This is a genomic window from Acinetobacter sp. V102_4, assembly GCF_031799005.1.
GTDB lineage: Bacteria > Pseudomonadota > Gammaproteobacteria > Pseudomonadales > Moraxellaceae > Acinetobacter > Acinetobacter calcoaceticus.
On sequence record NZ_JAVQNR010000052.1, the window covers coordinates 219,898 to 232,704 of the forward strand.

General features: G+C 40.2%; 13 protein-coding genes. 11 read left to right on the forward strand and 2 right to left on the reverse strand.

Going from position 1 to position 12,807, the window contains the following annotated elements:
* The first annotated feature begins 27 nt into the window (after window positions 1–27).
* The 4 genes from RMB13_RS19610 (at window position 28) to rdgB (ending at window position 3,166) form a co-directional block, all read left to right on the forward strand.
* Complete coding sequence (locus RMB13_RS19610; protein WP_004641065.1) at window positions 28–1,188, forward strand: homoserine O-acetyltransferase; 1,161 nt, start codon at window positions 28–30, stop codon at window positions 1,186–1,188.
* Complete coding sequence (gene metW / locus RMB13_RS19615; RefSeq protein WP_001217230.1) at window positions 1,188–1,781, forward strand: methionine biosynthesis protein MetW; 594 nt, start codon at window positions 1,188–1,190, stop codon at window positions 1,779–1,781. The genes RMB13_RS19610 and metW overlap by 1 nt, the downstream gene beginning before the upstream one ends.
* Window positions 1,778–2,365 carry a tetratricopeptide repeat protein gene (locus RMB13_RS19620; RefSeq protein WP_013198993.1) on the forward strand — a complete coding sequence of 196 codons (588 nt, stop codon included), beginning with the start codon at window positions 1,778–1,780 and terminating at the stop codon, window positions 2,363–2,365. Before metW ends, RMB13_RS19620 begins: the two co-directional genes overlap by 4 nt.
* 174 nt (window positions 2,366–2,539) lie before the next feature.
* Entirely contained in the window at window positions 2,540–3,166 is a 627-nt protein-coding gene (rdgB, locus tag RMB13_RS19625) for an RdgB/HAM1 family non-canonical purine NTP pyrophosphatase (RefSeq protein ID WP_311086126.1), read from the forward strand.
* A gap of 226 nt (window positions 3,167–3,392) precedes the next feature.
* Here rdgB and RMB13_RS19630 read toward each other — a convergent pair whose 3' ends face one another.
* Window positions 3,393–4,268, reverse strand: a complete 876-nt coding sequence (locus tag RMB13_RS19630; RefSeq protein ID WP_311086127.1) for a permease — start codon at window positions 4,266–4,268, stop codon at window positions 3,393–3,395.
* Window positions 4,269–4,522: 254 nt separating this feature from the next.
* Between RMB13_RS19630 and RMB13_RS19635 the strand changes: the two genes are divergently transcribed.
* The 5 genes from RMB13_RS19635 (at window position 4,523) to RMB13_RS19655 (ending at window position 10,622) form a co-directional block, all read left to right on the forward strand.
* The gene (locus RMB13_RS19635) at window positions 4,523–4,741 is read left to right on the forward strand and encodes a Sec-independent protein translocase subunit TatA (RefSeq protein ID WP_003654829.1); all 219 of its coding nucleotides are present in this window, start codon (window positions 4,523–4,525) and stop codon (window positions 4,739–4,741) included.
* 12 nt (window positions 4,742–4,753) lie between these two features.
* On the forward strand, window positions 4,754–5,188 hold the full coding sequence (gene tatB / locus RMB13_RS19640) for a Sec-independent protein translocase protein TatB (RefSeq protein ID WP_198079045.1): 435 nt from the start codon (window positions 4,754–4,756) through the stop codon (window positions 5,186–5,188).
* Window positions 5,185–5,955, forward strand: a complete 771-nt coding sequence (gene tatC, locus RMB13_RS19645; protein ID WP_003654824.1) for a twin-arginine translocase subunit TatC — start codon at window positions 5,185–5,187, stop codon at window positions 5,953–5,955. Before tatB ends, tatC begins: the two co-directional genes overlap by 4 nt.
* Before the next feature lie 174 nt (window positions 5,956–6,129).
* Complete coding sequence (locus tag RMB13_RS19650) at window positions 6,130–8,082, forward strand: alkaline phosphatase PhoX (RefSeq protein WP_311086128.1); 1,953 nt, start codon at window positions 6,130–6,132, stop codon at window positions 8,080–8,082.
* Between the two features lie 206 nt (window positions 8,083–8,288).
* On the forward strand, window positions 8,289–10,622 hold the full coding sequence (locus tag RMB13_RS19655) for a PhoX family phosphatase (RefSeq protein WP_311086129.1): 2,334 nt from the start codon (window positions 8,289–8,291) through the stop codon (window positions 10,620–10,622).
* A gap of 49 nt (window positions 10,623–10,671) precedes the next feature.
* Here the strand turns inward: RMB13_RS19655 and RMB13_RS19660 are convergent, their stop codons facing one another.
* Window positions 10,672–11,451 (reverse strand): NRDE family protein, encoded by a 780-nt coding sequence (locus RMB13_RS19660; RefSeq protein ID WP_311086187.1) that lies wholly within the window; start codon window positions 11,449–11,451, stop codon window positions 10,672–10,674.
* Between the two features lie 93 nt (window positions 11,452–11,544).
* On the opposite strand from RMB13_RS19660, the gene lgt reads away from it, so the two are divergent.
* Together lgt and RMB13_RS19670 are read left to right on the forward strand one after the other, a co-directional pair.
* Complete coding sequence (gene lgt, locus RMB13_RS19665) at window positions 11,545–12,363, forward strand: prolipoprotein diacylglyceryl transferase (protein WP_005036980.1); 819 nt, start codon at window positions 11,545–11,547, stop codon at window positions 12,361–12,363.
* 79 nt (window positions 12,364–12,442) lie between these two features.
* Window positions 12,443–12,802 (forward strand): hypothetical protein, encoded by a 360-nt coding sequence (locus RMB13_RS19670; RefSeq protein ID WP_004641047.1) that lies wholly within the window; start codon window positions 12,443–12,445, stop codon window positions 12,800–12,802.
* The last annotated feature ends 5 nt before the right edge of the window (window positions 12,803–12,807 follow it).

A 12,807-nucleotide genomic window follows, 5' to 3' on the forward strand; every position in this document is an offset into this window, starting at 1 on the left:
GAAAGATTTAAAAGGCGAAATGTTCCCGTGTCTTTTCCAGCTGATTCAGTGGGGTTAGTCACTCCGCAAAAGTTCCAATTTGAAGAACCATTACATCTTGAATGTGACCGTGTTTTGCCACGTTTTGAATTAATGGTCGAAACTTACGGCACTTTAAATGCAGATAAATCAAATGCCATTTTAATCTGTCATGCCTTATCTGGACATCATCATGCAGCGGGCTATCACCACGAAGATGATAAAAAAGCTGGCTGGTGGGATAGTTGTATTGGCCCGGGTAAAGCAATCGACACAAATAAGTTTTTTGTAGTTTCGCTAAATAATATTGGTGGGTGTAATGGCTCAACTGGCCCAACTTCCCCAAATCCTGAAAATGATAATCGCCCTTATGGACCAGATTTCCCATTAGTAACGGTACGTGACTGGGTGAAAACTCAAGCCATGCTTTCTGACCGGTTGGGTGTAAATATTTGGTATGCCGTTATTGGTGGCTCTTTAGGGGGCATGCAGGCACTACAATGGTCGGTTGACTATCCTGACCGCTTACAAAAATGTGTCATCATTGCCAGTGCGCCAAAGCTTTCAGCACAAAATATTGCCTTTAATGAGGTTGCACGCCAGTCTATCTTGTCTGATCCAGACTTCCATCATGGTCGTTATTTGGAAAATGATAGCTACCCGAAACGCGGCCTGATTTTGGCCCGAATGGTAGGTCATATCACCTATCTCTCTGAAGAAGCCATGAAACAAAAATTTGGCCGTGATTTAAAATCTGGCAAATTTATGTACGGTTTTGATGTCGAGTTTCAGGTTGAAAGCTATCTTCGTTACCAAGGCGAGCAATTTAGCCGTAACTTTGATGCCAATACTTATCTCATCATGACCAAAGCATTGGATTATTTTGATCCATCACGTGAATACAACCACTCGTTAACAGACGCGATGGGTAAAACAAAATGTCAGTTCCTGATTGTTTCTTTTACAACAGATTGGCGTTTTACACCAAGTCGCTCTCAAGAGATTGTTGATGCACTCATTACCAATCATAAGCCAGTAAGTTACCTCGATATTGATGCGGAACAAGGACATGACTCGTTCTTATTCCCGATTCCATTGTATGTAAAAACAATGCGCGCTTTCTTAGGCGGTGAAGAACTCTTAAAATCGACGTCACTGGAGGCAAGCTAATGCGTATTGATCAACAACTGGCAGAAAAGTGGATTAAACCAGGCTCAAGCGTACTCGATTTGGGGTGTGGTGATGGTGAATTACTCGCTCATATGAGCCAAAAGCATCAAATTCGTGCTTATGGCTTAGAAATTGATCAAGAAAAGATTGCAATTGCCGTCAGTCGCGGGTTAAATATTATTCAACAAGATTTGAATCTCGGTTTGAGCCGTTTTGCAGACCAGTCTTTTGACTATGTGGTTATGGCACAGGCTTTGCAAGCTGTAGATGCACCAGATGTTTTATTAAGAGACATGGTGCGTGTGGGTAAACAGGCAATTATTACTTTTCCAAACTTTGCGCATTGGAAGACTCGTTCTTTTCTTGCATTAAAAGGTATGATGCCTGTATCGGATGCTCTACCATATATGTGGTATAACACCCCCAATATTCATTTATGTACATTTAAAGATTTCGAAGCACTTTGTGCGGAAAATCAGATACAAATTATTAATCGACTCGCCGTCAATGGAAATCAGCAGGGAAGCCTGTTAAGCAAACATGTTCCTAATTTGTTTGGTGAAGTCGCTATTTATCGAGTGAGTGCACTATGAAAAAGACATTATTTAGCACACTATTTGCAGGACTGCTAAGTATGCAGGCTCATGCAGATTATATCGCCCAGCCACAATCGGTTGCGAGTCAGGCTGCACGCTTTTCAACAATGGGGGTTAATGACCTTCAGAAAGCTGCAAAAGCTGGTCAAGCAGGCGCGCAATTTTACCTTGGTACACACTACCAATATGGTAAAGATGTAGAAAAAGACGAAAAACAAGCTTTCGCATGGTTTAAAGCAGCAGCTGATCAAGGTTTATCACCAGCACAACTGAACGTGGGTCGTATGTACGCCGACGGCATTGGTGTTAGAAAAGATGAGTCTATGGCTCGTAAATACTTTGAAAAAGCAGCAAGCAATGGTGATAACCGTGCAAGCTACAACCTCGCGATGATGGAAGAGCAAAAGAAAAACTACGTAGGTGCTTACCAGTGGTATGAGCTTTCAACTCGTGATGGCATGCTCGATAATAAAGTGATTAGCTTATCTGAAGGTAAGAAAACTGCTCTAGCGGCGAACTTAACTCAAGAACAAATCCGTACAGCACGTGACCGTGCAGACAAATGGATTCAAGCACAATAATAACGGTTCATCCGTAAAAAACCTTACTCGACTAAAACCACCTTGTATGCTCTACAAGGTGGTTTTAGTTTAGATCATGCCATTTTATATTCTATTTATTTCCCTCTATATCCCCTCTTAAAAAACACGTAACATAACTCACGTTCGATATTAGCTATAAAGTTTGGTTTTATTATGTCTACCCCACATTGGTTTGATCAGGGCAGTTTAGTTCTTGCCAGCAATAACAAAGGTAAAGTCGCAGAGTTTGAAAAACTTTTTGAACAGCTTAAATTACCTGTAGAAATTATTCCTCAAGGTCGCCTTAATATTCCTGATGCAATTGAAGATGGTTTAAGCTTTATTGAAAATGCCATTATTAAAGCTCGCCATGCCTCTCAAATTTCAGGCAAACCTGCTATGGCTGATGACTCTGGTATTTGCGTTCCTGTCTTAGGTGGCGCACCCGGTATTTACTCAGCACGCTATGCTGGAGAACATGGAGACGATGCTGCCAACAATGCAAAATTATTAAATGACCTTTTACCATTTCGTAAAAATGGTGAAGTGATTGAAGGCATGTTCGTATGTGTACTTGCTTTAGTAACTCATGCAGAAGATCCTTTGCCACAAATTTTCCAAGGCATTTGGCACGGCGAAATTTTAGAAGCTGCTCGTGGTGAAAATGGCTTTGGTTATGACCCACTGTTCTGGTTGCCTGAATTGCAAGTTTCTAGTGCTGAGCTGTCTAAAGAAGACAAAAATAAGATTAGTCATCGTGGACACGCGATGCAGTTATTTAGAGAGAGTTTGCAGAAGTAAGTTGTTCATATAGCCACAATATGCAGCGTTAAAACATATTAAACTTTGTATAGGCAAACCTTACTTTTCAAAGATGAAAAGTAAGCAAAAATCTTTTGTTAGACTGATGGCACATCCTGAGCGATTTCCAAAGCACTGCTTTGGAAATCAGCGCAAGGCAGTGACATGGCGGCATCCATGCCGCCTTCGCACAAGCAAGTTTAGGAAACTTAGAATTAAATAAAGATTAGACGAACAAGTGTAAAAACACCGCATAAATCGCAATACACACACAACTCACAATCGTCCCAGAAGCAATATAAGCCGCAGATCTTCCTGTTCCTTGATAATGTGTTTCTAGCGCTACAATATTGGCCGCTGGTGGTAGACAGAACATTAAAAACATCACACCAATGTGCTGGCTCATATTGGGAATCGGTAAAAATCTATACGTTAATCCACAAAGAATAAAACCACACACCACCTTAAAAGCTTGTGCTTTTGTACTGTAGATTAAGTCTTTTAAATGCACTCGTGTACGGCGCAGCCACATTCCCAATACACACATCCCAGCAAAAGTCATTGCGAACTTGGCAACTTCATAAACCCAGTGTATAGCAGGATGTTCAATATGTTGAGCACCAAGAAGTCTAAGTAGAAGCGCAACGAATATTGAAATACATGGTGGAGAAGACAAAACTTTTTTTAATATATTGAGCTTACTTTGCGGTGCAGTCGTTACTGCTGTAACTGCCCATGCATTTCCGAACAGCGACATACCAATATATAACGCCACAATAGGCGCCGTGGCTTGGGGACCAAATAAAGCCATGGCAAAAGGAAAACCGAGCCACCCCATGTTGGTATAACTTGCACAAAGTGCTAATAATCTGTCTTTAAATAAAGCTAAATAAGCAAAGAAAATAAGAAATGCTGAACCAAAGCTAAACAGCATTAAACTTAAACTACCCGGTTGATAAAATACCATGTTGTAAATAATAACAACGGGAATAAGTAAGCGTGCGAGCCAAGCTGAAAGGATAGGTTTTATCGTTTCTGAAAGAGAAGTCTGGGCAAGTAAAAGTCCAGTGATAAACGCCAATATTGGCAGTAATAACGCCACGTTTGCTCCTCTCACCTCTCAAAATCAGTTTGTTATGCTACACCTTTTCAAAGTGAAATGTACTCTCCTTTTCAAGTAATTTAAGCTTCTCTTTTTTAACTCTTTCTAAATTAAAAAAACCAAACACATCCTTTCTAGAACCCATCTTTTTAGATTTTGACTGACGGCCATTGTCTTAAAAATGACATATAAATGTCACATTCCTGTCATGGCAACCTGTTGATATAAAGCGAACTGAAAAGAGGTATAAGATCATGGCCGGTTTATCTATTTGGCACGTCGTTATTTTTGCAATTGTCGTTATTTTATTATTCGGTACATCTAAATTAAAAAATATCGGTAAAGACGTAGGCGGTGCAGTAAAAGACTTTAAAAAATCAGTTCGTGAAGAAGACGAAGCTGCTGCTCTTAATACTCCACGTACAATTGATGCCCAAGTCAAAACCCCTGACAGCACATCAGTGAAAAGCTAAAGGTTTTCCACCATGCTTGATGTAGGAATGACAGAGCTACTCTGTTTTGCAATTATTGCAATTTTAGTTTTAGGTCCGGATAAACTTCCAGAAGCTGCACGCTTTGCTGGTCGTTGGTATGTCCGTCTAAAACGTTATATTACCAATTTGCAAAATGAGATTGATCAAGAGTTGCGTCTTTCTGAATTTCGAAAAGAAATGCAAGAAGAGCTCAACCGCATTGAAGCACTTGAACGTAAAGTACAGCAACAACTTGAAGAAATACAAAAACAGACTACTTCAGACAACTCAGAAAAAGCTGAGGTAGCTGAAACTATATCTCAATCTATAATGTACTCCCCTGTGTCGGGCCATTATGAAGTGCCCTTTCTTGCCAAATTTACACCTTTGGCATCTCAAAGCGACACTTTAGAAACACCCCCCGTTAAATTGAAGATTGCCGTATGAACCAACTGCCTTCAACGACTGTAAATTCTCAGGAAAATCTAGACCAAATGCCTATCATGAGCCATTTGGTTATTTTAAGACGTCATTTATTTAGAATTGTTGGGGTAACATTATTTTTATTCTTTTGTTTATTACCCTTTCGAAATAATACATACCAACTATTATCTGAACCTTTAAGGCTGCAACTTCCGGCATCATCTTCAATGATCGCTACAGATGTGACTGCAACCTTTATGGCTCCATTTAAATTAAATTTATTTGTCGCGCTCGTGTTAGCTATGCCATTTATTCTTTATGAGATATGGTCTTTTGTTCGCCCTGCGTTGTATCAAAAAGAACGACATTTAGCGATTCCGTTACTCATTGGCAGTATTGTTTTGTTCTATGCCGGAGTTGCTTTCGCATATTACATTACCCTTCCTGCAATTTTACATTTCTTTATTAGCGTATCGCCTGAAACCGTCGCACCTATGACAGATATTAATAGCTATTTAAGCTTTTGCTTAAAGCTATTTTTAGTTTTTGGTCTCACTTTTGAAATTCCAATTGCAACCCTACTACTCATTTTAATAGGCGTAGTAGACACAAAAAGTCTTGCTGAAAAAAGACGTTTTATTATTGTGGGATGCTTTTTTGTAGCCATGTTCATTACCCCGCCAGATGCAATTTCTATGGTGATGTTGGCCATTCCAATGTGGTTGCTTTTTGAGCTCGGATTGCTCTTTGGTAAAATTCTTGAGAAAAGAAAAACTCATTCTGCTGAATAAAATGAATATAAAAAAAGCCTGAAGATCGAAGTTCAGGCTTTTTTCTTTTGGAGTACTTTTCAATCTACAAAGCCATAAACTGTCTTCAAAGTGACTTAAAAATGTAAGAAAATTGTCATTTTCAGGCCATAGAATCAACTCAACAAATATACCCACAAAATTTACGGATTTCTTATGACAACTGCTTCTACTCAACCAACGCGTCGCGAAATTTTAAAATGGTTCTCGGGGATTCCTTTTCTACCATTAGGGGCGATGGCTACGGCAGTAACGTTAGCAGGTTGTAATGATAGTGATGACAGTTCTGTAGTCACTCCAACACCGCAACCAAGCAAATTAAAAAATGCAAAATTTACGGCAATGTCAGCTCCAACAGCAGCAGCAGACCGTGCAACAACTTTAGTAAATTCTAAATTAAAAATTGATTGGGAAAACTCAACCAGTACTGAGTACCAACTTGCTTATAAACCGTTCTTTAAAACTGGTGATAGCGTACCAAAGCATGGTGGTGGAACAATTATCGCTGGTGGTTATTTTGATGTTAACGGCAATCCAATTATGGATAAGTCTGTTGCGGGTAAAGAGCGTCAGTTCTTTTCAGACTGTCCAGATGGTTCATCATTAATTCAGTTAGAAGGTGCGAAAGTTGATGGTGTAGCAAATCCTGTATTCCATGTTGTTCAATTTGAGTACAACTCAAAGGACCAAGCAGGTGGAGATACTTATGGCCAACTACCATCGCCAATTGCAATTTTGACTTTAGATCAAGACCAAAAAACTGGTCATCTAGAACTTAAAAAATACTTCAACGTTGATACTGCACCAGTACACGGTTTATGGATCACTTGCGGTGCTAGCCTATCGCCTTGGAATACTCACTTATCAAGTGAAGAGTATGAACCTGATGCATTCAATCAAGGCATTGGTGGTACAGATCCAAAATATCTTGGTAAATACTTCTTTGGTGATGAAACTAAAGCAAACCCATATAACTACGGTCATTTGCCAGAAGTAACAGTTAACCTTGATGGTACTGGTAGCATTAAAAAGCATTACTGCTTAGGCCGTATTTCTCATGAACTTATTCATGTGATGCCAGACAATCGCACAGCACTTATGGGAGATGACTACACAAATGGTGGTTTCTTCATGTTCGTTGCTGACAAAGAAAAAGACTTATCTGCAGGTACGCTGTATGTCGCTAAATACATCAATACTTTAACTGAAACTTCAACTGCGAGTATTCAATGGATCAAACTTGGTCATGCGACAAGTAAAGAAATTGAAGATTTAGTTGCAGGTGGGATTAAGTCAACTGACATTATGGAAAGTTTAACAACGAACCCAAATGATGCCAGCTATACTGAAATTACTTTGGCAAAGAAAACGCTTTGGGTCAAACTTAAACCAGGTATGGAAAAAGCAGCAGCCTTCTTGGAAACACATCGTTATGCAGCACTAAAAGGTGCAAGTATGGCGTTCACCAAGATGGAAGGAACAAACGTGAATATTAAAGATAAAGTGGCCTACTCTGCTTTAGCTAATATTCAAGATTCAATGGTTGTTGGCGGTAAGGGTTATCTTGCAGAACATAATGTAGGGTTCTCTAAAAAAATTACTGCTGGTGGGGTTCTTGCACACAAGTTGGGTAATAGCTTTACAGACAATGAAGGCAGCTCAATTAATAGTGAATGGGTCCCTCTTTACTCATATATGTTATTAATGGGTGAAGATCTTGCTGCGAAAGATAGTTTAGGTAATACAGCTCATCCAGACAAAATTGCCAGCCCAGACAATCTGAAGTTCTCTGAAACTTTACGTACATTATTCATTGGTGAAGATTCAGGTAATCATGTTAATAACTTCTTATGGGCATACAATGTAGATACCAAAGAGTTAATCCGACTACTTTCTACACCAGCAGGTGCAGAATCGACTGGCTTGCATGCGGTAGATTCAATCAATGGTTGGACTTATATCATGAGTAACTTCCAGCACCCAGGCGATAGCAGCAGTGTACCTGAGGATGTTAAGGCATTAATTAACCAAAATTATAACAATGGTTATAGCGCTAACGTGGGCTATATTACAGCAGACCCAATTGCACCATCAGTCATAACCAAATAATTTTTAATATGCTCCAAACATTATAGCTGGCTAAGGTCAGCTTTAATGTTTTTTAGATAAGCTCGCAGTTTTTATAAAAATGAAAAATCACTGAAGTTTTAACTAACTTATCATCAAAACGTCAACGCCACGTCACATTCACAACCTAAGCTCATGAAGACTTTTAGAACAATCTCTTTATTTACTTACTTACTTAGGAATTTCCCATGACAGAGCTGACGCCATATCATGAAGACCAAGAACTGGATAACAATACTTCAGACAACATCCACTTCCGTGACATTTTAGAACAACATGTAAGCCGTCGTAGTTTAATCACCAAAGCAGCAAGTGGCGCTGTAGCATTAACTTTAGCTTCTACATTAACTGGCTGTAATGATAGTGATGATGACTCTGGTTCGAACAACGGTGGAACCCCACCTGTAGACCCAAATAAAAGACCAGAAAAATTAACCTTTACGGCAGTCGCAAAAAACCACAACGATATTGTGACTGTACCTGAAGGTTATGAAGCCAATGTCATTTACGCTTTAGGTGATTCAATCAACCCTGCGTTTGGTGACTGGGACGACAATAATATCCCATCTGGTCCAAGCTTCCAGTTCCGTTCTGGTGACTGTCATGACGGCATGCATTTCTTTGGTTTAAATACATCGACAAGCCGCTTTGATGAAAGTGTTTCAGCTGAAGGTTTGTTAGTGATGAATCACGAATATATTAATCAGACCTTCCTTCATCCCAAAGGTCCAACAAAAGTTGATGGACGTCGCCCTGAAGATGAAGTGATTCGTGAAACCAATGCACACGGCGTATCTGTCGTTCATATCAAAAAAGATGCAGCAACTCAAAAAGTAGTAATTGATAAAAAATCTATTTTTAACCGTCGTATTACAGCGTCTACTGTAATGGAGTTTGCAGGTGCTGCTGCTGGTTCTAGCCTACTTGCAACTCGTTTCTCGCCTGCTGGCCGTCAAACTCGAGGCACACATAATAACTGCGGTAATGGTTATACCCCTTGGGGCACATATTTAACTACCGAAGAAAACTTTATTGGTTATTTCCAACGTTCAGGTAGCGATGAATATGCACGTACAGATGCAGAAAAAATTGCATTAAAACGTTACGGTTTAGGCGTTAAAAAAGATGAACCATATCTTTACGAGAAAGATGAAAAAGGTGCGCCTAAAAAAGATAAAGATGGCAAGGTTATTTATTTAAAAGATAAAAATGGTGAGTTAATCCCTAACGTTGATGAACAAGGGCGACAAATTTATTTAGGCACAAGTTCGCGTTATGGCTGGGAAACGGCAATTGGTCAAGTTGAATCACAAGACTTATATGACCGTTGGAATGCTGATGTAAAAGCTGCACAGCCGACACAAGACTACCGCAATGGACCTAATACATTCGGCTGGATGGTCGAGATTGATCCGTTTGATGTTCGCCAAAATCCTGTTAAACGTACCTCATTAGGTCGCTTTGCACATGAAGATAGTGCTTGCCGTGCCGTTGTAGGTCAACCATTAGCATTTTATATGGGTGATGACTCTCGCGGAGAATACATCTATAAATTTGTCTCTACCGCTGTATGGGATGCCAAAGATGTAAACGGCGGCTATACGGTCGGTGACAAATATATGAACGCGGGTAAATTGTATGTTGCCAAATTTAATAACGATGGGTCAGGTCAATGGATTGAACTTGCCTATGGCAAAAACGGCTTAAATGAAAGCAACACCACTTACCCATTCAAATCTCAAGCGGACGTTGTTACATTTGCGCGTTTAGCTGGCGACGCTGTCGGTGCTACAAAAATGGACCGCCCAGAATGGTGTACTGTTAACCCAGTGAATGGCGAAATCTATGTAACTCTTACCAACAACTCAAATCGTGGTAAAGACTACCCAACAGACGCAGCCAACCCACGTAACTACACAGATTTATATAACGGCACCAAAGAGCAAAAAGGTAATGTGAACGGTCATATTATCCGTTTTAAAGAAACCGATGACAAAACCACTGCTGAAACCTTCAAATGGGATATCTATCTGTTCGGCGCAGAAGCATCTATGGCATCAAACATCAACCTATCTGGTTTAACTGACAATAACGATTTGTCTTCACCAGATGGTATGTGGTTTGACCCACGTGGTGTGCTTTGGATTCAAACAGACGATGGTGCCTATACCGATGTCACCAACTGTATGATGCTTGCTGCACTACCTGGCCAGATTGGTGATGGCGCTACTGCAACCACTTCAAATGGCCAACAAACACTAGTCGGCGCTAAAGTTACAGACTCAACATTACGCCGTTTCTTGGTTGGACCGAAGCAGTGTGAAATTACAGGTATCGCCATGACACCTGACCACAAAGCAATCTTTATTAATGTTCAACATCCTGGTGAAGATTCTAAGAGTTATGCGACACCAGACAGTAACTGGCCTGCAACTCAAAAAGATCCAAGCAATAAAACTGCACGTCCACGTTCAGCAACTGTTGTGATTACCCGTAAAGATGGCGGTGTGATTGCAGGCTAATTTGTTTATGCTTATAAAAATGCCGGTCAATTGATCGGCATTTTTATTACTATCGATTTAAGAGAATCTGCTGCTGCACAATTTGACCGCTGTGCTCACCTTGTTGGGTCTTTTCCAACCAAAGCCATTCATTATTAGTCATTCTTAGAAAGTTCGAACAACGTGTGCCATACACAGGACTTTGAATAAAGGTGGATGATAATAACTCTTCCATTTCTGCTTGAATGCCAGTATTCGGCAATAATGCCGTTGTGACCTTGCGCTCATCTTCCAGAATATCCCACGCTGCATTTTGCAAGGTTAATTCTTCTGTCTGGTGTTGAAGCATAGGCAAAAACTCTTGCGTAAACCGTGTTCGTAAATGTCTGGTTTTTTCCCAATGATCAGACATCAAGCCATTAGAAACCACATAGACTCCATTGGCTAAAACTTGAGGAGCTTCACCACGGTTACTCATATAAACAGCCTGATCAGCATTGCCCATAAACAAATTAAAGCCAGCAAAGTTCTGTTGCTGCTGTTCTAATTGTTGTGCAAAACGAATAGGTAATAAATCAGACTCTAAAAAAGCCTGAACTAAATGCCCTCGAGAAGTTTCATAAGTTTTTTGGTCTCGCCCATCACGGAAGTTGGTTAAAACAGCCCATCGGCCTTGAGGCGTAACCCCCATCCAAGTACCACTGGACTGTAAGTCCTGCCCTGCAACAATTGGCGTATGTTCCCACTGATGCAACAAAGCTGTGGGGCGATGATAAAACTCGTCTCGATTTGACATAAGACACAAGGGCAGATCATCCAGAACATGCCATGCTAAAGCCACAATACACATTAATTCTTGTTCCCTATCTTTACACATTGAATGTACAACATTTTTCACATCATTCCGCTACAATCTGTCAAAACGTAAGATCAAGGAGCAGCAATGCTGACCTATCCTAATATCGATCCGGTCGCAATACACTTAGGACCTCTTCAAGTCCATTGGTATGGACTCATGTATTTATTAGCATTTTTATGTGCTTGGGGACTTGCTTCCTACCGTGCCAAACAGCGTGATGGCTGGACATCGGACATGGTTTCCGATCTGGTATTTTACGGTGCTCTAGGTGTCGTTCTGGGCGGTCGTGTCGGCTATGTCCTTTTCTATGAGTTTGATAAATTCCTCGAAAACCCGATTTGGCTATTTCAAGTCTGGACAGGCGGTATGAGTTTCCATGGCGGCTTTTTAGGCGTCATGATTGCTATGCTATTTTGGTGTAAAAAATACCAAAAAACATGGTTTCAAACCCTCGACTTTATTGCTCCTTGTGTACCGACTGGCTTAATGTTCGGACGCATTGGTAACTTTATTGGTGGAGAGTTATATGGTCGTGCGGTAACTGACCCAAATTATCCATTTGGTATGATTTTCCCGACAGATCCGTTACACCTAGTTCGCCATCCATCACAAATCTATCAAGCGCTTTGTGAAGGTTTAATTCTATTTATTATCTTGTGGTGGTTTAGTTCAAAACCACGTCCACGTATGGCTGTTTCTGCCCTATTTTTAATGGGATATGGCGTTGCCCGCTTTGTGATGGAATTCTTCCGTCAGCCAGATGCCGACCAAGGTTTTATTCTATTAGGCTGGATGACAAAAGGACAAATTCTAACAATTCCAATGTTGCTGATTGGCCTTTGGATGATGTGGTACGCCTACCAAAAGAAAATTTACGACTGGGGTCCACAAAAGAATAGTTAATATCTAAATTAGAGGAGTTTCGGCTCCTCTTTTCTTTTTTTATGCTACAGTTTTTACTCTCCCAAGATGAAGATATACCATGCTGGAATTCTGGTTTAACACGCAAGTCCCGACATTTAAAAAACTAGTGATTTTAATTATTACGCTGCTTATTTGTATTGCGCTATATCAATACCAACCGCTGCCTTTAGATACGATTCTGATGTTTACTGGAACTGGGGTAATTTTTTTAATCTGTCGTTACTTTAAATTGCACTTTGCTCAAAAAAATCCGACTGGGTTATTTTACCGCCTGTTGACTTGGATACCTATCGCGCTGTTATTTGCCCTTATTTTTGTTAAAGCGATGCCTAACTTACTGATCTGGGGCGTTCAAGGAATTGCTTTTATGGCACTTGCAGCTTTTATTTTTTCACCGCAATCGCTTTTTAAGAAATAGGTTTA